This window comes from Streptomyces boninensis (assembly GCF_048572725.1).
GTDB classification, from domain to species: domain Bacteria; phylum Actinomycetota; class Actinomycetes; order Streptomycetales; family Streptomycetaceae; genus Streptomyces; species Streptomyces boninensis.
Map to the genome: position 1 here is coordinate 7,304,290 of NZ_CP183837.1, position 23,146 is coordinate 7,327,435.

The window sequence follows — 23,146 nt, forward strand, 5'->3', positions numbered from 1 at the left end:
AATCGAACATCCATTCAGATGGAGGTCCCTGGCCATCCGCAAACCGCGGTTATCCACAGGCCAGGGCGGCGTCCGGCCGCATTGTCAGTGGCAGGCGCTAGCGTCGTGGACGTGAAGCGATCGAACCAGACATCCCGGGTGGAGCCCATGGCAACGAGTGACCGCGAGAAGGCGCTGGACGCCGCTCTCGCCCAGATTGAACGGCAATTCGGTAAGGGCGCGGTCATGCGTCTCGGCGAGCGGCCCAATGAGCCCGTCGAGGTCATCTCCACCGGCTCGACCGCTCTCGACATCGCCCTCGGCGTCGGCGGCATCCCGCGCGGCCGCGTGGTGGAGGTCTATGGCCCGGAGTCCTCCGGTAAGACGACCCTCACGCTGCACGCGGTGGCCAACGCCCAGAAGGCCGGCGGCTCGGTGGCCTTCATCGACGCCGAGCACGCCCTCGACCCCGAGTATGCGAAGAAGCTCGGCGTCGACATCGACTCCCTGATCCTCTCCCAGCCGGACAATGGCGAGCAGGCCCTGGAGATCACGGACATGCTCGTCCGCTCCGGCGCCCTCGACCTGATCGTCATCGACTCGGTCGCGGCGCTCGTCCCGCGCGCGGAGATCGAGGGCGAGATGGGCGACTCGCATGTGGGTCTGCAGGCCCGCCTGATGAGCCAGGCGCTCCGGAAGATCACCAGCGCGCTCAACCAGTCGAAGACCACCGCGATCTTCATTAACCAGCTGCGCGAGAAGATCGGCGTGATGTTCGGCTCCCCGGAGACCACGACCGGTGGCCGCGCCCTGAAGTTCTATGCCTCGGTGCGCCTGGACATCCGCCGCATCGAGACGCTGAAGGACGGCACCGACGCGGTCGGCAACCGCACCCGCGTCAAGGTCGTGAAGAACAAAGTCGCCCCGCCCTTCAAGCAGGCCGAGTTCGACATCCTCTACGGCCAGGGCATCAGCCGCGAGGGCGGCCTGATCGACATGGGCGTGGAGCACGGCTTCGTCCGCAAGTCCGGCGCCTGGTACACGTACGAGGGCGACCAGCTCGGCCAGGGCAAGGAGAACGCCCGCAACTTCCTGAAGGACAACCCCGATCTCGCCAACGAGATCGAGAAGAAGATCAAGGAAAAGCTGGGCGTCGGCGTCAAGCCGGCGGAGGAGGCCGAGCCGACGGCGGATGCGGCTGCCGCCGCCCCTGCCGCGGAGGAGAAGAAGGTCCCGGCCCCGGCGGCCAAGTCCACCGCCAAGGCGAAGGCCGGCGCGGCGGCGAAGGGCTGAACCCTTGACCCGCGGTCCGGACGCCCCTGCCGCCGACCCCGACGGCCCCGGCGACCCGTACGATCCGGGCCCGCCGCCGCGTCGTCGGGGAGGCGCGGGCCGGCGCGGCGGCGGAGGGCGTGGCGGCGGCAGAAGCCGCGATGGCTTCCGTTCGTCGAGGGCCGGGCGGGGGTCGGCGCAGTACGGGGACGGGGACGGTGCGTCCGGCGCGGAGGAATCCGGGCCGGACGCCGTGGACGAGCGCGATCCCGCCGAGCGGGCGCGGGCCATCTGCCTGCGCCAGCTCACGGGCACGCCCCGTACCCGAAAGCAGCTCGCCGACGCACTCGCCAAGCGCGACATCCCGGACGACGTGGCGGAGGAGGTGCTCTCCCGCTTCGAAGAGGTCGGGCTGATCAACGACGCCCAATTCGCGGACGCCTGGGTCGAGTCCCGCCACCACGGCCGCGGCCTGGCCCGCCGCGCCCTGGCCAACGAGCTCCGCACCAAGGGCGTCGACACCGCCGTGATCGACGAGGCGGTGGCACAGCTCGACTCCGACCAGGAGCTGGAGATGGCCCGCGAGCTGGTAGCCCGCAAACTCCGCTCCACCCGCGGCCTGGACCGCGACAAACGCCTCCGCCGCCTGGCAGGCATGCTGGCCCGCAAGGGCTACCACCAGGGCCTGGCCCTGAGAGTCGTACGCGAGGCCTTGGAAGCGGAAGGCGAGGACGTGGAGGAACTGGACCACTTCCAGGAGTAGCAGCGCCCCCGAACACACGACGGCGGCCCGCCCGGATCTCTCCGGACGGGCCGCCGCCGCATCTGCGCGCCTACGCGCGCTCGCGCGCCTTCGCTCAGCCGCCGCTGATCGTGTCGAAGACCTTCTTCGTCTCCGGCCCCAGCCGCGGCCCGGCCAGCCACTCATGGTTCAGCGGCCCGATGGACGTAACCGAAACCAGCGACCGCTTGCCGCCGTTCTCGGCGAACCAGCCACCACCCGAGGCGCCGGCCGTCATCGTGCAGCCGATCCGGTACATCGTCGGCTGGTCAGCCTGGATCGAAAGCCGCCCAGGACCGTCCGCGCACGAGTACACCCGCTGCCCGTCATACGGCTTCGCCGCCGGGTACCCCATCGCCGTGGCGTTCCCGACCTCCGCGACCTTCGGCGCGTTCCACCACACCGGCACCGCCGCACCGGTCGTCTCCTGCAGCGACTTGGACCGGCCGTCCTTCGGCTTCACCTTCAGCACCGCGAAGTCGTACGGCGCACCGAAGCCGCCCTCGGTCCGGCCCTGCGAGATCCACTGGTCCGTGGTGCGAGCCTTCTCGGCCCACCACTGACCCTGCGGCGCCAGCTCCTGCTCGGTCGGCCGATCGGCCCTCAGCTCCGCGGCCGACTTGCCCTGCGGGTTGTACGAGGGCACAAAGGCGACGTTACGGAACCAGCCGCCCTTCTGCCCGGCGTGCACGCAGTGCCCCGCGGTCGCGACCAGGTTGGACTTCCCGGGGTTCTTCGGGTCCTCGATCACCGTGCCGGAGCAGACCATCGGCCCCTGCGGGCTGTCGAAGAAGATCTTGCCGACGCCGGGCGTGCTGTTCGTGTACGGCGTCTTGGCCTGCCGCGCCGGCACCGGCTGCGGCGCCGGGTCCGTCTGGCCCTGATCGTCCGACACATCCTCGGGGACGTTCTTGTCCGGGGTCTCCGCGTCCCGCATCCGGTCCGGGTCCCACAGGTCCTCGATGATGGGGTTGATGAACTGCTGCGCCTCACGCAGCCATTCGTCCTTGTCCCACTTCTTCCAGCCGCCGTCCCTCCACTTGTCGAGGTCCTCGAGCGACGTCGGCAGATCGTCCGGCAGCTCGATGCCACCGACTTCCTTCTTGTCCGCCTTGTCCGAGGCGCTCGGCTTGGCGTCCGCGTTGTCGTCGCCGCCGCCACCCTCGTTGCAGGCGCTCAGCGTCAGTGCGAGCGCGGAAACGACGGCGGCCGCGGCCAGAGCGGGCCGGGCTATGAGGCGCATTGGATCAAATCCCCCATTGCATTCATGAATGTCGTCGGTTGGTGTGGCCTTTATGCGGAACACAACTATGCCGTGAGGGTGGGGACGGCTTGCAGGGGGCCGCCGGTTCCGCGGGCAGCGGCCGGTTCCGTACGCGGCGGGCGGCGCCAAGGATCTTGCCGCGCGCCCGTGTTCTGCCGCGTCGAGCGTCGTTGGTACGTACGGGGGAGGGCGTCGCGCGGCTCAATCGCGACGCTCCCGTGACTCACCCGTGGCCCGGAGAAGACGGAGGGGGCGGCCGTGCTCGCTGCCGATGCAGCCGAAGCCGAGGCAGCTGAGCTGTCCGAGCGTGAGGGGACGCTGTCCGAGCGTGAGGAGATCCTGCGCCGGCAGTCGGCGCGCGAGTCCACGGCGCGCACGTATGCGCGCTCGCTGCCGATCGTTCCCGTACGGGCCCGGGGCCTGACCATCGAGGGCGCCGACGGCCGCCGCTATCTCGACTGCCTCTCCGGCGCCGGCAGCCTCGCCCTCGGCCACAACCACCCCGTGGTGCTCGAGGCCATCCGCTCCGTCCTCGACTCGGGCGCCCCGCTGCACGTCCTCGACCTGGCCACACCGGTCAAGGACGCCTTCACCACGGAGCTGTTCCGCTCGCTGCCCGCCGGGCTCGCGGACCGGGCCAAGGTGCACTTCTGCGGCCCGGCAGGCACGGACGCGGTCGAGGCCGCCCTGAAACTCACGCGCGCGGCCACGGGCCGCCGCGGCCTGCTCGCCTTCACCGGCGCGTATCACGGCATGACCGCGGGCGCGTTGGGCGCGAGCGGGGCGCGCGGGGCGGCGGTGCCCGCCGCGGAGGCGGGCGTGACGCGGCTCCCGTATCCGTACGACTACCGCTGCCCGTACGGCGTCGGCGGCGCCCACGGCGCGCAACTCGCCGCGCGCTGGACGGAGAGCCTGCTCGACGACCCGCGGGGTGGAGTGGAACCGCCGGCCGCGATGATCGTCGAGCCGGTGCAGGGGGAGGGCGGCGTGCTCCCGGCGCCGGACGCGTGGCTGCGCCGCATGCGTGAGCTGACGGCGGCGCGGGGGATCCCGCTGATCGCGGATGAGGTACAGACAGGCGTAGGGCGCACGGGCGCCTTCTGGGGCGTGCAGCACAGCGGCGTGACCCCGGACGTGATGGTCCTGTCGAAGGCCATCGGCGGCTCGCTGCCGCTGGCGGTCATCGTCTACGACCAGGACCTCGATGTCTGGCCACAGGGCGCGCATGCGGGCACTTTCCGCGGCAACCAGCTGGCGATGGCGGCGGGGGCCGCGACGCTGAAGTTCGTACGGGAAGAGGATCTGGCCCGGCATGCGGAGTCGCTGGGCGCGCGGATGCTGGCGCAGCTGCGGGGGTTGGCGGAGCGGCATGCGTGTGTGGGGGATGTGCGGGGGCGGGGGTTGATGATCGGGGTTGAGCTGGTCGATCCGGGGGCGGACGCCGGCAAGGCTCCGCACCCGGCGGATCCCGCGCTGGCGTCCGCGGTGCAGGCGGAGTGCCTGGCGCGAGGCTTGATCGTGGAGCTGGGCGGCCGCCACGGCGCCGCGCTGCGCCTGCTGCCCCCGCTGACCCTCACAGACGAACAGGCATCGGCGGTCCTCTCGCGCCTCGCGGACGCGATCGAGGCTGCGGAGCGGAGCGCCTTCCGGCGGGGCTATGGGGCGGCGCGAGGGCCCGGCGCGGCTGGTGGTGCCCGCGGGGGCGGGGCGGCGCGCGCGCCTGCCGCGGTGGACGCTGCCGGGCAGGCACACGGCCCTCCGGCCCCGGTGCCCCGCACCCGCGACGCCCTCCACCCCTGACGTCCCGCCCGTCCGCCCAGTCCCAAGTCCCACCGCAAGGCAGGCTCTACGTGAACACCCGACCCACCCAACGCGACACCCGCACCAAGCCCGAGAGCGCGACCGAGCCCTCCAGCGAGCCGGACGAGGCAGCCCCGGACGCCCATCCCGCGCAGCCGAGGCAGACCGCACCCGCCGCGGTGGAGCCAGAGGCAGCGCCCGACGCTGCCCCGGACCCTGCGGCTCGCGAGCAGGTCACCGCGCCCGGTGCCGCCGCGGACCCCGTCGTCCCGCCCGAATCCGGCTCCGCGCGCACCGCGGCCGGAGCCGTGCCCTCCGTCCAGCGCGCGCAGAAGGACGGGGCGTCCGTCGCCTCGGGAATGGCATCCCCGTCCGCCGCGCCGCCCGAGCCCACCGCCCCGCCAGCGCCCACCGCCGCCTCCGGGACCACTGCGCCCTCCGGGACTGCCAACGCCTCCGGGACCGCCAACTCCTCCGCGACCGGTGTCGCTTCCGCGGCCGCGGGACCGCTGGCGTCCGGTGGCGAGGCGGTGACCCGGGGCGAAGCCTCGTCCGGTGGCGAAGCTGTGCCCGACGGTGTGGCTATGGCCTCCGGTGCGGCGGGCGGTGACTCCTCGCGGCCGCCCGTCCGGCGGCGGTTGGCGCGGTTGCTGGAGCCGGCGGTGCCGCGGCAGTACCGGCGGGGGGCGGTTCAGGAGCGGCGGCGGGTGGAGGGCGTGCCGGATCCGCTGGAGGATGCGGATCCGCGGGCCGCGGCTGATGGTGCTGCCTGCGAGGGGCTGTTGCGGTGCTGGGTGCGGGAGAAGGGGGTGGAGGAACCCGCCGGGGACACGCTGCGGCTGGTGCTGCCCGCGAGCGGGGCGGCGCTGCGGGTCCCGGTGCGCTACTGGTCGGCCACCGGGTGGCACCGCTTCGGCCGCCCCCGCCTGCACGGCGCTCCCGCCGACTCCCCGCCCCTCGATGCCGTCACGCTCGCCTCACTGCTGGGCCGCGAAGCCGCGTACGCGGCGGGCGGCACCTGCATCACGGAGGACGGCGCCGACCTGGTAGGCCGCGTCGCGGACTCCGTCCGCCGCACCGCCGACTTCGTAGCCTCCCGCCGAGCCCGCCCGGCAGACACGGGCCCAGGCAGCCCAACCACAGCCGCAGCAGCCGTAACCGCAGCCGCCTCCCCGACGGCACCCGACGACCGCGCCCCATCGACCGCGCCGGCCCCTACGGCGGAGCCTGCCGCACCTACCGCCGCGGACGCCGCCGCCGGCCAAGCCGACAAGCCCACCCTCAGGACCTCGGCCGCAGCCCCGGCCACCCCCCGCACCGACACCCCCAGCGACTCCCACCGATTCCTCACCGCCGAGCAGAACCTCGTCCTCGGCCACCCCCTCCATCCCACCCCCAAAAGCCGCGAAGGCCTCTCGGACGCCGAAGTCCGCGCCTACTCCCCGGAGCTGCGCGGCGCCTTCCCGCTGCACTGGTTCGCCGTGCATCGCGACATCCTCGCCACCGACTCCGCCTGGACCGAGCGCGGCAAGACCATCCCCGCGCCCGAGCTCGCCCACCGCCTCGCGGGGGAAGGGCTCAAGGTGCCCGAGGGATGCGTGCCGCTGCCCTTGCACCCCTGGCAGGCGCGCGAGGTCGCCGCGCGCGGCCCCGTCGCCGAGCTGCTGGGCGCCGGGCTGCTGCATGATCTCGGGGCGTACGGCGCGCCCTGGCACCCGACATCCTCCGTGCGTACGGTCTGCCGCCCGGGCAGCCCCGCCATGCTCAAGCTCTCCCTCGGCCTCCGCATCACCAACTCCCGCCGCGAGAACCTCCGCAAGGAGCTGCAGCGCGGCACCGAAGTCCACCGCCTGCTGCGCGCCGGGCTCGGCGAGGAGTGGCGGAAGGCGGTGGCCGCCGCGAGTCGGCCTGGCGGCAAGGGGTTCGACATCGTCCGCGACCCGGCCTGGCTCGCCGTCGACACCGCCGACGGCATGCCGATCACCGGGCTCGACGCCGTGATCCGGCACCAGCCCTTCGCCGCCGATGACGACGCGCTGTGCATCGCCGCCCTCACCTCACCGCAGCCGGCCCCCAGCCGCCGCGGCATGCGCTCCCGCCTGCAGGACGTGATCGAGCGCCTCGCCGAGCGCACCGGACGGCCGACGGCCGCCGTGTCGGCCGAGTGGTTCCTGCGCTATCTGGAGACCGTCGTACGGCCCATCCTCTGGCTCGACGCCCACGCCGGCGTCGCCCTGGAGGCCCACCAGCAGAACACCCTGGTCATCCTCGACGCCGACGGCTGGCCCGCGGGCGGGCGCTACCGCGACAACCAGGGCTACTACCTCCGCACCTCCCACCGCGAAGCCCTGCAGCGCCGCCTCCCCGGCATCGGCGAGGAGAGCGACTCGTACGTCACCGACGAGGTCACCGACGAGCGCTTCGCCTACTACCTCGGCATCAACAACATCCTCGGCCTCATCGGCGCCTTCGGCTCCACCGGACTCTGCGGCGAGCGCGTGCTGCTCGCCGCGTGCCGCCGCTTCCTCACCGAAGCGGCCGCGCCCGCCGAGCCCGGCGAACCCGTATCGCCGCTGCCCGCCCGCCTCCTGGAGACGGCGACGATCCGCTGCAAGGCCAACCTCCTCACCCGGCTGCACGGGCTCGACGAGCTCGTCGGCCCGGTCGACACCCAGTCCGTCTACGTCACCATCACCAACCCGCTGGCGGCCTGAACGGCCCAGCCAGCCACCTCCGAGAAGAGGCCCGCAGTGCCCCCCACCCGCTCCACTCTCGCCGAACGCCCGCTCCCCGACGACACCATCGACCTGCGCGCACCCCTGGCCGCGCTCGCCGAACTCCTTGCCACCGGTCGCTCTCCCGAGGCCGAGGCCCCGATCACCGACTGGAAGCCCGCCCACACCCCCGCGGGCGCCTTCTCCCTCCGGCCGGTACGCCCCGACGCCGACCTGCCGCTGCTGCACGGCTGGATGAACGACCCTGCCGTCGCCGCTTTCTGGGAGCTGGCGGGCCCGGCGGCGCGCACGGCCGCGCACCTGGCCGCCCAGCTCGACGGCGCCGCCCCGCACAGCATCCCCTGCCTCGGCCTCCTCGACGGCACCCCCATGTCGTACTGGGAGATCTACCGCGCCGACCTCGACCCGCTCGCCGCGCACTACGACGCCCGGCCGCACGACGCGGGCCTCCACCTCCTCATCGGCCGCGCCGCGGACCGAGGGCGCGGCCTCGGCACCGCGTTGATCCGCGCCGCCGCCGACCTCGTCCTCGACCACCGCCCGCAGTGCGAGCGCGTCCTCGCCGAGCCCGACGTCCGCAACACCCCCTCCATCGCCGCCTTCCTCGGCGCCGGCTTCCACTACCACGGCGAGCTCACGCTCCCGGACAAGCGCGCCTCCCTGATGGTCCGCGACCGCGCCCTGCGCCACGTCCTCTGACCGGGCAGGTCAGCGCGCAGCAGAGCACGTCAGCGCGCAGCAGAGCACGTCAGCGCCGGTCCGCACGCCGGCCCCGGCGCTGTACGCCAGCACCCCAGTCCCACGCCCGCCACCCATCCCGTAGGAGCCCGACCTCTTGACCCGCAACACCACCCGCGACGCCGACCTCTGGCATCGCTCCGCGCGCCTGCTGCTCGCCAAAATGCTCGGCGAGTTCGCCTACGAGGGCGTGCTCAACCCCGAGCCGGACCCGGCGGCGGCCCCGCACCACCCGTCCGCCGCCCGCGGCTACCGGCTAGCGGCCGGCGACGGCCTCACGTATCGCTTCACGGCCCGGCGCGGCGCCTACGGCAGCTGGCGCATCGACCCCCGCTCGATCGCCGCCACCGGCCCGGCGGGCGCCGAACTCCCCGGCGCCGCCGACCCGCTGCACTTCGTCTCCGCCACCCACGACACCCTCCTCTCCCTGACCGGCGACACCACCGGCCACCTCATCCGCGAGCTCACCGCCACCCTGGCCGCCGACACCCGCCTCGCCGCCACGGCCGCGACCAGCGCCGAACTCGCCGACCTCGACTACGCCGAGCTCGAAGGCCACCAGACCGGCCACCCGTGGCTGGTCCCCAACAAGGGCCGCATCGGCTTCTCCACGGCCGACTCCGCCGCCTGGGCCCCAGAGGCTCGCACCCCGCGCCCCCTGCCCTGGCTCGCCGCCCACACCTCCCTCGCCACCTACCGCGGCACCCCCTCCCTCGCCACCCCCGACCGGCTCTACGCCGACGAACTCACCCCCGCCACCCGCGCCGCCTTCACCGGCACCATCACCGCCGCGGGCCGCGACACCCGCGACTACCTCTTCCTCCCCGTGCACCCCTGGCAGTGGGACGAGACGATCGCCCCCCTCTTCGCCCCGCAACTCGCCGACAAGACGATCCTCGCACTCCCCACTGACAACGACCTCCGACTGCCCCAGCAGTCCATCCGCACCTTCCTCAACATCACCCGCCCCACAGCCCGTACGGTCAAGCTCCCGCTGTCCATCCTCAACACCCTCGTCTGGCGCGGCCTGCCCACCGAGCGCACCCTCGCCGCGCCCGCCGTCACCGCCTGGGTGCAGGGACTGCGCGATGGCGATACGTATCTGCGCGACGAGACCCGGGTGATCCTGCTCGGCGAGACCGCCTCCGTCGCCGTCCAGCACCCGCTGTACGACCGGCTGCCGGCCGTCCCGTACCAGTACAAGGAGCTCCTCGGCTGCATCTGGCGCGAGCCGATCACCGCGTATCTCGAGCCGGGCGAGCGCGCCCGCACCCTCGCCGCGCTGCTGCACACCGACCCGCAAGGCCGCGCCTTCACCGCCGAACTGGTGGCCCGCTCGGGCCTCGCCCCCGCCGCCTGGCTTCGGCACCTCTTCGCCGCCCTGCTGCCCCCGCTGCTGCACTTCCTCTACCGCTACGGCACCGTCTTCTCCCCGCACGGCGAGAACGCCATCGTCGTGTACGACGCCGACGACGTCCCCGTACGCCTGGCGGTGAAGGACTTCGTCGACGACGTGAACACCAGCGACCAGCCGCTGCCCGAGCTCCAAGGGATGCCCGCCGACGTACGGGCCGTGCTGCTGCGCGAGCCTCCCGCCTTCCTCACCCAGTTCATCCACGCGGGCCTCTTCATCGGCGTCTTCCGCTATCTCGCCCCACTCTGCGAGGAGCAACTGGACGTACCCGAGGCAGAGTTCTGGTCCCTCGTACGGGCGGAGATCCTCCGCTACCACGAGCGCTTCCCCGAGCTGAAGGACCGCTTCGAGCTCTTCGACCTGCTCACGCCCCGTATCGACCGGCTCTGCCTCAACCGCAACCGGCTCCACCTCGACGGCTACCGCGACCGCCCCGAGCGCCCGCACGCCGCCGTGGACGGCACCGTCCCTAACCCGCTTCACCTGGCGTGACCGAGGGTGACGGCGGCCACTGTCAGTCGCGCCGATTAGGGTGGTCCGCCATGGGAGACGACCAGACCAAACCCGAGCTCGCCGAGCTGCTGCATGCCGCCGTGACCGCTGTCGGCGGCGTGGAGCGGCCCGGCCAGGTGGCCATGGCCGAGGCGGTGGCCGCGGCCGTCGACGACGGCACCCACCTGCTCGTCCAGGCGGGCACGGGCACGGGAAAGTCGCTCGCGTATCTCGTCCCCGCCCTCGCCCACGGCGACCGCGTCGTGATCGCCACGGCCACGCTGGCGCTGCAGCGCCAGCTCGTCGAGCGCGACCTGCCGCGTACGGTCGACGCGCTGCACCCGCTGCTCCGCCGCCGCCCGGAGTTCGCGATGCTCAAGGGCCGGTCCAACTACCTGTGCCTGCACCGCGTCCATGAGGGCATGCCGCAGGAGGAGGACGACGGGCTCTTCGACCAGTTCGAGGCCGCGCAGTCGCTGCCCGGCGGCCCGACCAGCAAGCTCGGCAAGGACCTGCTCCGGCTGCGCGACTGGGCTGACGAGACCGAGACCGGCGACCGCGACGAGCTGTCGCCCGGCGTCTCCGACCGCGCCTGGGGTCAGGTGACAGTCTCGGGCCGCGAGTGCCTGGGCGCGTCCCGGTGCGCGTACGGGCAGGAGTGCTTCGCGGAGGCCGCGCGGGAGCGGGCGAAGGTGGCCGACGTCGTGGTCACGAACCACGCCCTGCTCGCCATCGACGCCCTGGAGGACGCCCCGGTCCTGCCCAGCCATGAGGTGCTGATCGTCGACGAGGCGCATGAGCTGGTGTCCCGGATGACCGGCGTGGCCACCGGCGAGCTCACCCCCGGCCGGGTCAACCGGGCGGTGAAGCTGGCCGCCAAGCTCGTCAATGAGAAGGCCGCCGACCAACTGGAGACGGCCGGGGAGAGCTTCGAGCGGCTGATGGAGCTGGCGCTGCCCGGGCGTCTCGACCCGGTCCCCGAGGACCTCGGCCATGTCCTGATGACGCTGCGTGACGCGTGCCGTACGGTCATCACCGCCATCGGCGACACCCGCGACCGCTCCGTCCAGGACGAGGACGCGGTCCGCAAGCTGGCCCTGGCCTCTGTGGAAAACGTGCACGAGGTCGCCGAGCGGATCACCCACGGCTCGGAGTACGACGTGGTCTGGTACGAGCGGCACGATCGCTTCGGGGCGTCCCTGCGCGTGGCGCCGATGTCCGTATCAGGGCTGGTCAGGGAGCGGGTCTTCAACGACCGCTCGGTGACCCTCACCTCCGCCACGCTGAAGCTCGGCGGCGACTTCAATGGCGTGGGCGCGTCGCTCGGCCTCTCGCCGGAAGGCACCAAGGACGAGGACGCTCCGGTCTGGAAGGGCATCGACGTCGGCTCCCCTTTCGACTATCCGAAGCAGGGGATCCTGTACGTGGCGCGGCATCTGTCGCCGCCCGGCCGGGAGCCGCTGCGCAAGGACATGCTCGAGGAGCTGACGGAGCTGGTGGAGGCGGCTGGCGGGCGGACACTCGGCCTGTTCTCCTCAATGCGGGCCGCTCAGACTGCCGCGGAGGAGGTGCGCGGCCGCATCGACCAGCCGATCCTGCTGCAGGGCGAGGAGACGCTCGGCGAGCTGATCTCCCGCTTCGCCGAGGACGAGGCCACCTGCCTCTTCGGCACCCTCTCGCTCTGGCAGGGCGTGGATGTGCCGGGGGCGAGCTGTCAGCTGGTGGTGATGGACCGGATCCCGTTCCCGCGGCCCGACGATCCGCTGGCATCGGCGCGGCAGAAGGCCGTGGAGGAGGCGGGCGGCAATGGCTTCATGGCCGTGGCGGCGACGCATGCCGCGCTGCTGATGGCGCAGGGCTCGGGTCGTCTCGTACGGGCCATGGGGGACCGCGGCGTGGTCGCGGTCCTGGACCCGCGGCTGGCGAACGCCCGCTACGGCAGCTATCTGCGAGCGTCGATGCCGGACTTCTGGTACACGACGGACCGCAACCAGGCCCGCCGCTCGCTGGCGGCGATCGACGCCGCCGCGAAGGGCTGATCAGCAGGGTCGCCTATGCGGAAGCGCCGGACGCCACACAGTTCGCCCGGCGCTTGAGACCCGTCGTGAGGGCAGGACCCCTCGTGGGGGCAGGGGCCCGGCGGCCTCAGACTCTGCGCAGCACCGCGACGACCTTGCCCAGGATCGTCGCGTCATCGCCGGGGATCGGCTGGTAGGCCGCATTGTGCGGCAGCAGCCACACATGGCCGTCCTCGCGCTTGAAACGCTTGACCGTGGCCTCGCCGTCCAGCATCGCGGCGACGATGTCGCCATTCTCCGCGACCGGCTGGCGGCGGACCGTAACCCAGTCGCCGTCGCAGATCGCGGCCTCGATCATCGAGTCACCGACGACCTTCAGCACGAACAGCTCGCCATCGCCCACCAGCTGGCGCGGCAGCGGGAAGACATCCTCCACCGACTCCTCGGCGAGGATCGGACCACCGGCGGCGATCCGGCCGACGAGCGGCACATAGGACGCGGCGGGCTTGCCGGCCGTGTCGGTCGGCTGCACAGCGGGGGTCTCGGCGCCACGCACCTCATAGGCCCGCGGGCGGTGCGGGTCGCGGCGCAGGAAGCCCTTGCGCTCCAGGGCCATCAGCTGATGCGCCACCGAGGAGGTGGACGACAGGCCGACGGCCTGGCCGATCTCGCGCATGGACGGCGGGTACCCCCGGCGCTGCACGGAGTCGCGGATGACCTCGATGACCCGGCGCTGGCGGTCGGTGAGCCCCGAGCTGTCCGCCCTGATGCCCGGTGGCCTGCCGGGGAGTGAGCGCTTGGGTGGCTGGTCCTCGGACTTCGAGTCGGTCATGAGCTGCGTCCGCTGGTCGGGTGCCTGCTGGGTCTGGGCGGCGATGGTCGCGCTGTCTGCTGCTGTCGTGGTCACGTCGGCCCCTCTCGAGAGTCTGTCTCCCTAGAGAGACAACGGTAGTTGGTTTCGAAAGGTTGCGCCAAACACACGTTCGAGTGAAAAATTAAGAATTCGCTGACGTGATCAAACGACGGGGTGTAAAGCGGCCCGGCGCGCGCCCCGCGCACCCCCTCCCAGTCTGTCACCCCGCTACCCCTCCCGTCCCTCGCGTCCTGTCGGTCACGTAGGCTCGGGGTCTCGCCGCGAGCTGCCGCAGCACCGCAGTCGCAAAGCGGAATCCAGGGTCCTCGCCACGCGACACGCGATCGCGTCAAAATGGCAGCCCGGCACCAGATCTAGTGGTTAGATTGGCGTCAGCAGCCCACAAGTTGTGGTCCCCCCCTCCAGCAAGGAGAAGGGCATCCCATATGCTTGGGGCTCGCTCCGAAGGCGCCGGAAGGCGCCCGCAGGAGCAGCTAGCCATGCCGGTGTGCCATGCGTCAGAAGGAGGGTGGGAAACCATGCACTGCCCCTTCTGCAGGCACCCCGACAGCCGGGTGGTCGACAGTCGCACCACCGACGACGGCACCTCGATCCGCCGCCGCCGGCAGTGTCCGGACTGCACCCGCCGCTTCACCACGGTGGAGACGGCCTCGCTCATGGTGATCAAGCGCAGCGGGGTTACGGAGCCCTTCAGCCGCGCCAAGGTCATCGCGGGCGTCCGCAAGGCCTGCCAGGGCCGCCCGGTCACCGAAGACGCCCTGGCCCTGCTCGGCCAGCGGGTCGAGGAGGCCGTGCGGGCCACGGGCTGCGCCGAGCTGTCCACCCATGACGTCGGGCTCGCGATACTGGGCCCGCTGCAGGAGCTCGACCTCGTCGCCTACCTGCGCTTCGCCTCTGTCTACCGGGCCTTCGAGGGTCTCGAGGACTTCGAGGGCGCGATCGCGGAACTCCGCGCGGCGGCGGAACGCCCGCCGGTGGAGATCGCCGAACAGCGGCATTGACACGTAAGAACCAGAACTTGGCCGGGGTACTCAGCACCGCCTCGGCACCGGTACGTACTAAAACGTACAAAAACGCACATTACGGACACCGTGCCACGGGAAGAAGTGGGCACATCAGGGCGTTTGAGCCCTAAGAGGGAGGCGGCATGACAGAGACGACGAGCGGCCCGGCACGAAGCTCTCGCAAGAGCGGCGGCAAGGGGGGCGCCGCCAAGAGCAAGGGTCTGCGTATCGAGCGCATCCACACCACCCCCGGGGTGCACCCGTACGACGAGGTGGAGTGGGCGCGTCGTGACGTCGTCATGACCAACTGGCGCGACGGCTCGGTCAACTTCGAGCAGCGCGGCGTTGAATTCCCCGAGCAGTGGGAGGCCAACGCGGTCAACATCGTCACGAGCAAGTACTTCCGCGGCGCGGTCGGCACCCCGCAGCGCGAGGTCAGCCTCAAGCAGCTCATCGACCGGATCGTGAAGACGTACCGGAAGGCCGGCGAGGACCACAAGTACTTCGCCTCGCCCGCGGACGCCGAGATCTTCGAGCATGAGCTCGCGTACGCCCTCCTGCACCAGATCTTCAGCTTCAACAGCCCGGTCTGGTTCAACGTCGGCACCCCGCAGCCGCAGCAGGTCAGCGCCTGTTTCATCCTGTCCGTCGACGACTCCATGGAGTCGATCCTCGACTGGTACAAGGAAGAGGGCATGATCTTCAAGGGCGGCTCCGGGGCCGGCCTGAACCTCTCCCGGATCCGCTCCAGCAAGGAGCTGCTGAGCTCCGGTGGCAATGCCTCGGGCCCGGTCTCCTTCATGCGCGGCGCCGACGCCTCCGCCGGCACCATCAAGTCCGGTGGCGCCACCCGCCGCGCGGCCAAGATGGTCGTCCTGGATGTCGACCACCCCGACATCGAGGCCTTCATCGAGACCAAGGTGAAGGAGGAGGAGAAGATCCGCGCGCTGCGCGACGCGGGCTTCGACATGGACCTCGGCGGGGACGACATCACCTCCGTCCAGTACCAGAACGCCAACAACTCGGTCCGCGTGAACGACCAGTTCATGAAGGCCGTGGAGCAGGGCGAGAAGTTCGGCCTGCGCGGCCGGATGGACGGCGAGATCATCGAGGAGGTCGACGCCAAGGAGCTCTTCCGCAAGATGGCGGAGGCTGCCTGGGCGTGCGCCGACCCCGGCATCCAGTACGACGACACCATCAACCACTGGCACACCTCGCCGGAGACGGGCCGGATCACCGCCTCCAACCCGTGCAGTGAGTACATGCACCTGGACAACTCGTCCTGCAACCTGGCCTCGCTGAACCTCCTGAAGTTCCTCAAGGCCGACGACGAGGGCCACCAGAGCTTCGAGGCGGAGCGTTTCGCCAAGGTGGTGGAGCTGGTCATCACCGCGATGGACATCTCCATCTGCTTCGCCGACTTCCCGACCGAGAAGATCGGCGAGACCACCCGCGCCTTCCGCCAGCTCGGCATCGGCTACGCCAACCTCGGCGCCCTGCTGATGGCCACCGGCCACGCCTACGACAGCGACGGCGGCCGCGCCCTGGCCGGCGCGATCACCTCGCTGATGACGGGCACGGCGTACAAGCGCTCGGCCGAACTGGCCGGTGTGGTCGGCCCGTACGAGGGCTACGCCCGCAACGCGACCGCCCACAAGCGCGTCATGAAGCAGCACTCCGACGCCAATGCTGCCGCCAAGCGCATGGACGACCTGGACACCCCGGTCTGGGCCGCGGCCACCGAGGCCTGGCAGGACGTGATCCGTACCGGCGACAAGAACGGCTACCGCAACGCGCAGGCCTCCGTGCTGGCCCCGACCGGCACCATCGGCCTGGCGATGTCCTGCGACACCACCGGCATCGAGCCGGACCTGGCGCTGGTGAAGTTCAAGAAGCTGGTCGGCGGCGGCTCGATGCAGATCGTCAACCGCACGGTGCCGATGGCGCTCAAGCGCCTGGGCTACCAGGACGAGCAGGTCGAGGCGATCGTCGCCCACATCTCCGAGCACGGCAATGTGGTCGACGCCCCGGGCCTGAAGACCGAGCACTACGAGGTCTTCGACTGCGCCATGGGCGACCGCTCCATCTCGCCCATGGGCCACGTCCGGATGATGGCGGCCGCCCAGCCGTTCCTCTCCGGCGCCATCTCCAAGACTGTCAACATGCCCTCGACCAGCACCGTCGAGGACGTCGAGGAGATCTACCTGCAGGGCTGGAAGCTCGGCACGAAGGCCCTCGCGGTCTACGTCGAGGGCTCCAAGGTCGGCCAGCCGCTCTCCGCCAAGAAGAAGGAGGCGGACAAGGCCACCGAGAAGGCCGAGGAGACGATCCGCGAGGCCGTCGAGAAGGTCGTGGAGTACCGCCCGGTGCGCCGCCGCCTCCCCAAGGGCCGCCCCGGCATCACCACGTCCTTCACGGTCGGCGGCGCCGAGGGCTACATGACGGCCAACTCCTACCCGGACGACGGCCTGGGTGAGGTCTTCCTGAAGATGTCCAAGCAGGGCTCGACCCTCGCGGGCATGATGGACGCCTTCTCGATCGCCGTGTCGGTGGGCCTGCAGTACGGCGTGCCGCTGGAGACCTACGTCTCGAAGTTCACCAACATGCGCTTCGAGCCGGCCGGCATGACGGACGACCCGGACGTGCGGATGGCGCAGTCGATCGTCGACTACATCTTCCGCCGCCTGGCGCTGGACTTCCTGCCCTTCGAGACCCGCTCCGCGCTCGGCATCCACTCGGCCGAGGAGCGGCAGCGGCACCTGGAGACGGGTTCGTACGAGCCCACCGAGGAAGAGCTCGACGTCCAGGGGCTCGCCCAGTCGGCGCCCCTTACCCCGGCGCAGCCGGAGCCCGTGGTGACGCAGGCGCCGTCGGTCGCGGAGGCCGCCGCGAAGGAGGCGCCGAAGCAGGCGCACACCTCGGCCGAGCTGGTCGAGATGCAGCTGGGCATCCAGGCGGACGCCCCGCTGTGCTTCTCCTGCGGCACGAAGATGCAGCGGGCCGGCAGCTGCTACATCTGCGAGGGCTGCGGTTCTACGAGCGGCTGCAGCTGATCACCTGATCAGTAACGCCTGAAGGGGACCGGTCCACAGGGCCGGTCCCCTTCAGTGTGTCCAGGAGGGCTCAGCCGCTCCAGGGCACCGTGTCCTCCGCCGGCGGCGCCTCGGGGCGGACCTGCTCGTCATACGAGAACGCCGTCGTCTCGCCCTGGTCGCCGGGGCCCTCGGTGGCGATGCGGACCGGGTACGGCTTGCCGCTGGTGGCGACGTCGAGGGTGACCTGCTCGCCGCCCTCGCGGCCGGTGAGCTCGACGACGTGGGTGCCGTTCACCGTGGTGGTGCCGTGCTTGCGCAGCGGGCCGTCCACGCCTTCGCGCATGGCCTGCTGGTACGTGTTGATGTCGCAGACGCCGGCGACCTCGGCGACGTCCTTGTCCTTGGTCGAGCCCTCCAGGTACTTGCCCGCGAGCTCATTGGCGGCGTCGACGCCCTCCTTGCCCGGGATCTGCGCCTTGATCCAGGCGGCGTCGGGCTTGAACCAGAGCTGCTCGCCCTTCTTGATGATCTCGAAGCTGCCGCCGTCCTGGAAGGCGGCCTTGCCGGTGCAGTTCCCGTCCCGGTCCATCGACAGGTCGGTGTTGGTCACGCCGCCCTTCGGGGCGCCGGTCCGCTCGATGTCCACCTGTATCGCGGAGGCCTGCTCGAAGGCCTCGCGGGCCTTGGTGATGATCTCCGGCGCGCTCTCCCCGGCCACGCCGTTGTCGTCCTGTGCGTACGAGACGCCCGCCAGGCCGCCCACCAGCGCTGACGCGCATATCGCCGTGCTCAGGGAGACGGCGGCTATCCGGGTCCTTGACATGTTTCTCCTCCAAGGCAACGTCAGTCACCCCCGGCTTTCCAGCGTGCGGCCGCCCCGCCGGACCCGCCACCTGGGGCGGCGGAGGGCCCCGGCGGAGGACCCTCGCCCGGACCGTCCCGCCTGGCGGACCGGGCGCCCGGCTGCGCAGGATCGAGTCATGCCGTCCCCGCCCGTCCGTCGCTTACGGCCCACGCAGGCCGCCGCGGCGGTGCGGGACCTGCCGTGGCGGCATGCGCTGGTCCTCTTCGGGGTGCTCGCGGCGGTCTTCGCGACCGGGATCGGGCTCTATCTGAACGACCGGGACGAGCGCGAGCGCCCGGTCCGTATCGGCAGCGAGCTGGCCCGGGACCGCATTACGGTCAATGCGGCGGTGCACCACGCCGACCTCGAGAACCGGCGCGTCATCGTCCAGCTCACCGCCACCCCGCACGGAAAGTACGCGGACGCCAATGGCACCCCGACCCGCCGCATCGAACTGCACACCAATGCGCCTGCCGCGCAGGACTTCACCATTCCCAAGGGGAGCACCGACTGGGTGCACGAGCTGCGGCTGGTCCTCCAGGAGGGGACGATCTCCGACTATCCCTTCGACCGGTACTCCTTCACGCTGGTCGCCGCCGCCACGGCGGGCACCGACCGGATCCCGGTGGAGCTGCACTTCGTCGACCAGAACACCAACTTCCAGATCAGCCCGAAGGCGACCGACTACGGCGACCGGATCGCCGCGGTCAGAAGCGAGCTGAAGCGGTCGCGGAGCACCTTCATCTTCACCTGGTTCATGATCGCGACGATGTGGGTGATCGCGCTGGCGGTGTCGCTCGCCTGCTGGCTGGTGGTGAACCAGCGCCGCGGCCTGGTGTGGGGCGCCCTCGGCTGGATGGCCGCCAGCCTCTTCGCCCTGGTCGGGCTGCGCAATGTCGCCCCGGGCTCGCCGCCCAACGGCTGCCTGCTGGACTACGCGGCCTTCTACTGGGCCGAGGCGCTGATCGCGGTCAGCCTGATCGCGCTGGTCTTCCACGGGATCCGCGCCGAGCACCATACGGGCGGGCCGATCGACCCGGCGCCCGCGGGGCCTCCGGCCGGGGGAGCGGGCGGGAGCGGGGAACCGTACGAGGGCAGCGGGCGCACGCCGCCCGCGCGCCCGCTCCGGCGCCGCGCCGTCGGCCCCGGCAGCGCGGCACGGCGGCGGCGGGACGGCGGCCGGCGCCCCTACTAATGCCCTACGCCCGTACTAATGCCCTACGCCGCCCCCAGAAACGCCGTGAAGTCATGCGGATCAGTGGCATACCCCCGCAGCACCGAGGCGTACGACCAGCTGCCGTCCGGGCCCCGGTTGAACTCCGCGAGCGTCGCCGCCGTGGCGTCCCCGAGCGTCGTCAGGTCGTGCACCACCAGCTCCGTGGTGCCCGTGCTGACCCGGACCGCGGTGTCCGCGGACACCACCTGCGCCGTGGCGTTCGAGATCTCGGCGAAGCCGACGCTGCCCCTGCTCTGCTGTATGGCGACGCCCACCACGACCCGCACATAGCGCTCCGAGAGCCGGTCCAGCTCCAGCGACAGCGCCTCATCCGTGCCGAACCCCTGGCCGGTGCGGCTCTCCCGGTGCAGATTGATCGTGCCGTCGGGGGAGCGGCTGTCGAAGTGCACCAGGTAATCAGGGGCGCCGTGCGGGGCGTCGGCGGTATACGTGGCGGCGATCAGGTCGAGGTCGTGCGGCGGCGCGCCCAGCGGGGCCGGGTCCCACTTGAGTGCCACCTGGACCTTCCGCAGCCCTTTGCTGAATCCACTCACCTGTTTTCCCCTCGGGCGGTCCGGTGCAAAGTCTCGTGCCTTGATGGCACGTTGACATGGTGCCACCCGGCACCGACAGGATGTGATCCACTGTGGATATGCAGCAAGCAGAAACGATCCTCGTCACCGGCGCCACCGGCACCCTCGGCCGTCCCCTGGTGGACCGCCTGCTGGCCGCGGACGCTCCGGTACGGGTCCTGAGCCGCCGCCCGCGCCCGGCCGGCGACGAGCGCCCGTACGAATGGGCCGTCGGCGACCTGAAGCAGGGCACCGGCCTCGCCAAGGCGCTCGCCGGCGCCGGCGTGATCGTGCACTGCGCCACCGACGCCCGTAACGACACCGCCGCCACCCGCCGCCTGATCGAGGCCGCCAAGCAGGCCGGCAGCCCGCACTTCGTCTACATCTCGATCGTCGGCGTCGACCGGGTCCCGCTGCCGTACTACCGCTCCAAGCTGGAGATCGAGCGGCTGCTGGAGGAGTCCGGGCTGCCGTGGACGGTGCTGCGGACGACCCAGTTCCACGACCTGGCGGCGACGGTGACCGATGTGCAGCGGCGGCTGCCGTTCGTCTTCTACCCGGGCGGGCTGAGCATCCAGCCCATTGAGGTGACGGAGGTCGCCGCCCGGCTCGCGGAGCTGGCGCAGGCCCCGCCCGCCGGGCGGGTGGCGGACATGGGCGGGCCCGAGGTGATCGGCGGCCGCGAGCTCGCCGCGGCGGTGCTGAAGGCGGCCGGGCGGCGGCGGGCGCTGGTGCCGGTGGCGCTGCCGGGCAAGATCTACCGCTCCTTCCGGGCCGGCGGCCACCTCGCGCCCGAGCAGGCGGTGGGCAAGGTGACCTTCGCGGAATACCTGGCCGCCCGCCGGACTTGATGAAGATCATGAGTGATGTCCGCTGGCAGAGCGACGAGTTGGACCTGGACGCGTATCTGCGCCGCATCGGCCTGGACCCCGACGGCGGCGCGGCGCCGGACGTCGGCACGCTCCGGGCGGTGATGGCGGGCCATGTGGCGTCGATCCCGTTCGAGAACGCGGAGGTGCTGCTCGGCCGGCCGGTGCTGCTCGACGTACCGGCGCTGGAGCGGAAGATGGTGCGGCAGCCGCGCGGCGGCTATTGCTACGAGCAGAACCTGCTGTTCGCCGCCGCCCTGGAGCGGCTCGGCTTCGACGTCACCGGGCTCGGGGCGCGGATCCGGATGGGCAGCGACAAGATCCTCGCCACCACGCACATGCTGCTGCGCGTCGACCTCGACGGCGCGCCCTGGCACGTCGACGTCGGCTTCGGCGGCGAGGCGCTGCTGGAGCCGCTGCCGCTCGCGGCGGGGGTCGAGGTGACGCAGGGTGCCTGGACGTTCTCGGTCGTCGAGGAGGGCGATGAGGGCGACGGGGTGCGGCTGCTGCGCGGGCTGCACGCCGACGGCTGGTTCCCGCTGTACGCGTACAACCTGGAGCCGCGCTACCGGCCCGACTACGAGGTGTGGAACCACTACATCGCCACCCACCCGCGCTCGCCCTTCGTCCGCCGCCTGGTGGTGCAGCAGCCGGGGCGGGAGCAGCGGGTGGCGCTGGTCGGCGACACCCTCACGACCATCGGGCCGGGCGGCGAGACGGCGAAGCGGACCGTGGCGCCCGAGGAGCTGCCCGCGGTGCTGGGCGAGTTCGGGCTGGCTTTCAGCGCCGAGGACCTGGATGTGCTCATCGCGCGAGCCGCCGCGCAGCGCGACGAAGATACGGAAGAAAGCCGCTGACCGCGGGCGGGCGGGCGGTGCCGCGGGGCGCGGCGGCGTAGACCGACCGTACCGGCGCGTCCTGCGCGCGCAGGGCGACCAGCGCCAGCCCAGGCGGCAGCGCGCCGGCCGCCAGCGCCGGTACGAGGGTGATCCCGAAGCCCGCCGCCACGAAGCCGAACTTCGCGATCCACTCCCGCGCCACGATGTCGATCCGCGGCTGGAAGCCCTCGCGCAGGCAGGCGCTGATCAGCGTCTCGCTCGCGTCCGTGCTGCCCGCGATCCAGGGCTCGTCGGCGAGCTCGGCCAGGCGCAGCGTGCGGCGGCGGGCGAGGCGGTGGTCCGCGGGGAGGGCGACGAGCACCGGCTCGTCGAGGAGGTGGGTCAGGTCGACCGGCGCGAAGGCGGCGAGGCGGTCGGCGTAGCCGGAGACCACGGCCAGGTCGAGGTCGCCGGCCTGGAGCGCGGTCACGTGGTCGCGGCTGTAGCCCTCGGTGTGGGTGATGTCGACGTCCGGGTGGTCGGTGCGGAAGCCGGCTATGGCGCGCGGCACGAGGGCGGCTCCGGCGGTGGCGAAGGCGCCGAGGCGCAGCCGGCCGGCCGCCAGGCCCCGCTGGGCGGCGAGGTCGCGGCGGGCCGCGTCGAGGCGTTCGAGCGCGGCACCGGCGTGCGCGAGCGCGGTGCGGCCCGCGTCGGTCAGGCGCACGCCCCGGGGGAGGCGGTCGAAGAGCGCTGCGCCGAACTCCGCCTCCAGGGCGGAGACCTGTCGGGAGACGGCGGACTGGGTATAGCCGAGCTCGGCGCCCGCGGCGGTGAAGGAACCGTGCCGGGCTACGGAGCGGAAGACCTCTAGCCAGGCGGTGTCCATGGGGGCCTCTCGTCTTCAGGTCGAGCCATGCGCTGTACGCATGCTAGCCATGCGAGACATTCGCTGGTCGTATCGGTCGCCCGCTGCCTAGCGTGGTGCGCATGCTGAAGACCACCGACAATCCGGCCACCGTTCCCGCGCCCGCGGGCCCGTACTCGCACGTCGTCCGCCTCGAAGTCGGCGGCGGCGCGCTGCTCTTCGTCTCCGGGCAGGTCGCGCTGGACGAGCGGCGCGAGCTCGTCGGCCCCGGCGACATGGCGGCGCAGGCCCGGCATGTGATGGACGCGCTCGGCAAGATCCTTGCCGCGCACGGGGCTTCGTACGACGACGTCGTCAACATCCGCAGCTATCTCACCGATATGGGTCGCCGGGCGGAGTACGGCGCCGTCCGCGCCGAGTACATCAAGGGAGAGCCGCCCTCCAGCACCACCGTGGAGGTCTCCCGGCTCTTCGTCCCGGGTGCGCTGCTGGAGGTCGAGTTGATCGCTGCGGTGGGGTGATGCTGCTGATCAGGCGGTTAGCCAGGTCATCAGGC

At 71.8% G+C, this 23,146-nt stretch carries 18 protein-coding genes; 13 read left to right on the forward strand and 5 right to left on the reverse strand.

Going from position 1 to position 23,146, the window contains the following annotated elements; genetic code table 11:
• Nucleotides 1–147 precede the first annotated feature (147 nt).
• Together recA and recX are read left to right on the forward strand one after the other, a co-directional pair.
• On the forward strand, nt 148–1,272 hold the full coding sequence (gene recA / locus ACNNMR_RS33325) for a recombinase RecA (RefSeq protein ID WP_419998412.1): 1,125 nt from the start codon (nt 148–150) through the stop codon (nt 1,270–1,272).
• On the forward strand, nt 1,190–2,014 hold the full coding sequence (recX, locus tag ACNNMR_RS33330; protein WP_420000565.1) for a recombination regulator RecX: 825 nt from the start codon (nt 1,190–1,192) through the stop codon (nt 2,012–2,014). The genes recA and recX overlap by 83 nt, the downstream gene beginning before the upstream one ends.
• Nucleotides 2,015–2,108: 94 nt before the next feature.
• Here recX and ACNNMR_RS33335 read toward each other — a convergent pair whose 3' ends face one another.
• On the reverse strand, nt 2,109–3,275 hold the full coding sequence (locus ACNNMR_RS33335; protein WP_419998413.1) for a trypsin-like serine peptidase: 1,167 nt from the start codon (nt 3,273–3,275) through the stop codon (nt 2,109–2,111).
• 318 nt (nt 3,276–3,593) lie between these two features.
• Between ACNNMR_RS33335 and ACNNMR_RS33340 the strand changes: the two genes are divergently transcribed.
• From ACNNMR_RS33340 to ACNNMR_RS33360, 5 genes are all read left to right on the forward strand, one after another.
• On the forward strand, nt 3,594–5,096 hold the full coding sequence (locus ACNNMR_RS33340) for a diaminobutyrate--2-oxoglutarate transaminase family protein (RefSeq protein WP_420000566.1): 1,503 nt from the start codon (nt 3,594–3,596) through the stop codon (nt 5,094–5,096).
• A 584-nt stretch (nt 5,097–5,680) separates the two neighbouring features.
• A complete protein-coding gene (locus tag ACNNMR_RS33345; protein WP_420000567.1) occupies nt 5,681–7,810 on the forward strand; it encodes an IucA/IucC family protein in 2,130 nt (709 codons plus the stop codon).
• A 36-nt stretch (nt 7,811–7,846) separates the two neighbouring features.
• Nucleotides 7,847–8,530, forward strand: coding sequence for a GNAT family N-acetyltransferase (locus ACNNMR_RS33350; RefSeq protein WP_419998414.1), 684 nt, complete (start codon nt 7,847–7,849; stop codon nt 8,528–8,530).
• A gap of 136 nt (nt 8,531–8,666) precedes the next feature.
• Nucleotides 8,667–10,475 carry an IucA/IucC family protein gene (locus ACNNMR_RS33355; protein ID WP_419998415.1) on the forward strand — a complete coding sequence of 603 codons (1,809 nt, stop codon included), beginning with the start codon at nt 8,667–8,669 and terminating at the stop codon, nt 10,473–10,475.
• A 50-nt stretch (nt 10,476–10,525) separates the two neighbouring features.
• A complete protein-coding gene (locus ACNNMR_RS33360) occupies nt 10,526–12,514 on the forward strand; it encodes an ATP-dependent DNA helicase (protein WP_419998416.1) in 1,989 nt (662 codons plus the stop codon).
• A gap of 106 nt (nt 12,515–12,620) precedes the next feature.
• Here ACNNMR_RS33360 and lexA read toward each other — a convergent pair whose 3' ends face one another.
• Nucleotides 12,621–13,400 carry a transcriptional repressor LexA gene (gene lexA / locus ACNNMR_RS33365; protein WP_419998417.1) on the reverse strand — a complete coding sequence of 260 codons (780 nt, stop codon included), beginning with the start codon at nt 13,398–13,400 and terminating at the stop codon, nt 12,621–12,623.
• A gap of 485 nt (nt 13,401–13,885) precedes the next feature.
• On the opposite strand from lexA, the gene nrdR reads away from it, so the two are divergent.
• Both nrdR and ACNNMR_RS33375 read left to right on the forward strand, forming a co-directional pair.
• Nucleotides 13,886–14,368 carry a transcriptional regulator NrdR gene (gene nrdR / locus ACNNMR_RS33370; RefSeq protein WP_165243464.1) on the forward strand — a complete coding sequence of 161 codons (483 nt, stop codon included), beginning with the start codon at nt 13,886–13,888 and terminating at the stop codon, nt 14,366–14,368.
• 146 nt (nt 14,369–14,514) lie between these two features.
• Nucleotides 14,515–17,424, forward strand: a complete 2,910-nt coding sequence (locus ACNNMR_RS33375; protein ID WP_419998418.1) for a vitamin B12-dependent ribonucleotide reductase — start codon at nt 14,515–14,517, stop codon at nt 17,422–17,424.
• Nucleotides 17,425–17,494: 70 nt separating this feature from the next.
• Here ACNNMR_RS33375 and ACNNMR_RS33380 read toward each other — a convergent pair whose 3' ends face one another.
• Nucleotides 17,495–18,229, reverse strand: a complete 735-nt coding sequence (locus ACNNMR_RS33380; RefSeq protein ID WP_419998419.1) for a hypothetical protein — start codon at nt 18,227–18,229, stop codon at nt 17,495–17,497.
• 157 nt (nt 18,230–18,386) lie between these two features.
• Here ACNNMR_RS33380 and ACNNMR_RS33385 point away from each other — a divergent pair, with 157 nt between their 5' ends.
• Complete coding sequence (locus tag ACNNMR_RS33385) at nt 18,387–19,445, forward strand: DUF4436 family protein (RefSeq protein WP_419998420.1); 1,059 nt, start codon at nt 18,387–18,389, stop codon at nt 19,443–19,445.
• Between the two features lie 23 nt (nt 19,446–19,468).
• Here ACNNMR_RS33385 and ACNNMR_RS33390 read toward each other — a convergent pair whose 3' ends face one another.
• A complete protein-coding gene (locus tag ACNNMR_RS33390) occupies nt 19,469–20,020 on the reverse strand; it encodes a TerD family protein (RefSeq protein ID WP_419998421.1) in 552 nt (183 codons plus the stop codon).
• Nucleotides 20,021–20,118: 98 nt separating this feature from the next.
• On the opposite strand from ACNNMR_RS33390, the gene ACNNMR_RS33395 reads away from it, so the two are divergent.
• Both ACNNMR_RS33395 and ACNNMR_RS33400 read left to right on the forward strand, forming a co-directional pair.
• Nucleotides 20,119–20,889 (forward strand): SDR family oxidoreductase, encoded by a 771-nt coding sequence (locus tag ACNNMR_RS33395; RefSeq protein ID WP_419998422.1) that lies wholly within the window; start codon nt 20,119–20,121, stop codon nt 20,887–20,889.
• 8 nt (nt 20,890–20,897) lie between these two features.
• The gene (locus tag ACNNMR_RS33400; RefSeq protein ID WP_419998423.1) at nt 20,898–21,764 is read left to right on the forward strand and encodes an arylamine N-acetyltransferase family protein; all 867 of its coding nucleotides are present in this window, start codon (nt 20,898–20,900) and stop codon (nt 21,762–21,764) included.
• Here ACNNMR_RS33400 and ACNNMR_RS33405 read toward each other — a convergent pair.
• Nucleotides 21,712–22,611 carry a LysR family transcriptional regulator gene (locus tag ACNNMR_RS33405; RefSeq protein ID WP_419998424.1) on the reverse strand — a complete coding sequence of 300 codons (900 nt, stop codon included), beginning with the start codon at nt 22,609–22,611 and terminating at the stop codon, nt 21,712–21,714. The genes ACNNMR_RS33400 and ACNNMR_RS33405 overlap by 53 nt on opposite strands.
• 101 nt (nt 22,612–22,712) lie before the next feature.
• On the opposite strand from ACNNMR_RS33405, the gene ACNNMR_RS33410 reads away from it, so the two are divergent.
• Nucleotides 22,713–23,111 carry a RidA family protein gene (locus ACNNMR_RS33410; protein WP_419998425.1) on the forward strand — a complete coding sequence of 133 codons (399 nt, stop codon included), beginning with the start codon at nt 22,713–22,715 and terminating at the stop codon, nt 23,109–23,111.
• Nucleotides 23,112–23,146: the final 35 nt, after the last annotated feature.

What these genes read in the sequence shown, in the direction of transcription:
- ACNNMR_RS33400 (WP_419998423.1), top strand. Translation starts at nt 20,898, where the DNA reads ATGAGTGATGTCCGCTGGCAGAGCGACGAGTTGGACCTGGACGCGTAT.
- ACNNMR_RS33410 (WP_419998425.1), top strand. Translation starts at nt 22,713, where the DNA reads ATGCTGAAGACCACCGACAATCCGGCCACCGTTCCCGCGCCCGCGGGC.
- ACNNMR_RS33385 (WP_419998420.1), top strand. Translation starts at nt 18,387, where the DNA reads ATGCCGTCCCCGCCCGTCCGTCGCTTACGGCCCACGCAGGCCGCCGCG.
- ACNNMR_RS33360 (WP_419998416.1), top strand. Translation starts at nt 10,526, where the DNA reads ATGGGAGACGACCAGACCAAACCCGAGCTCGCCGAGCTGCTGCATGCC.
- ACNNMR_RS33335 (WP_419998413.1), bottom strand. Translation starts at nt 3,275, where the DNA reads ATGCGCCTCATAGCCCGGCCCGCTCTGGCCGCGGCCGCCGTCGTTTCC.
- nrdR (WP_165243464.1), top strand. Translation starts at nt 13,886, where the DNA reads ATGCACTGCCCCTTCTGCAGGCACCCCGACAGCCGGGTGGTCGACAGT.
- ACNNMR_RS33395 (WP_419998422.1), top strand. Translation starts at nt 20,119, where the DNA reads ATGCAGCAAGCAGAAACGATCCTCGTCACCGGCGCCACCGGCACCCTC.
- ACNNMR_RS33345 (WP_420000567.1), top strand. Translation starts at nt 5,681, where the DNA reads ATGGCCTCCGGTGCGGCGGGCGGTGACTCCTCGCGGCCGCCCGTCCGG.
- ACNNMR_RS33380 (WP_419998419.1), bottom strand. Translation starts at nt 18,229, where the DNA reads ATGTCAAGGACCCGGATAGCCGCCGTCTCCCTGAGCACGGCGATATGC.
- ACNNMR_RS33375 (WP_419998418.1), top strand. Translation starts at nt 14,515, where the DNA reads ATGACAGAGACGACGAGCGGCCCGGCACGAAGCTCTCGCAAGAGCGGC.
- ACNNMR_RS33405 (WP_419998424.1), bottom strand. Translation starts at nt 22,611, where the DNA reads ATGGACACCGCCTGGCTAGAGGTCTTCCGCTCCGTAGCCCGGCACGGT.
- recA (WP_419998412.1), top strand. Translation starts at nt 148, where the DNA reads ATGGCAACGAGTGACCGCGAGAAGGCGCTGGACGCCGCTCTCGCCCAG.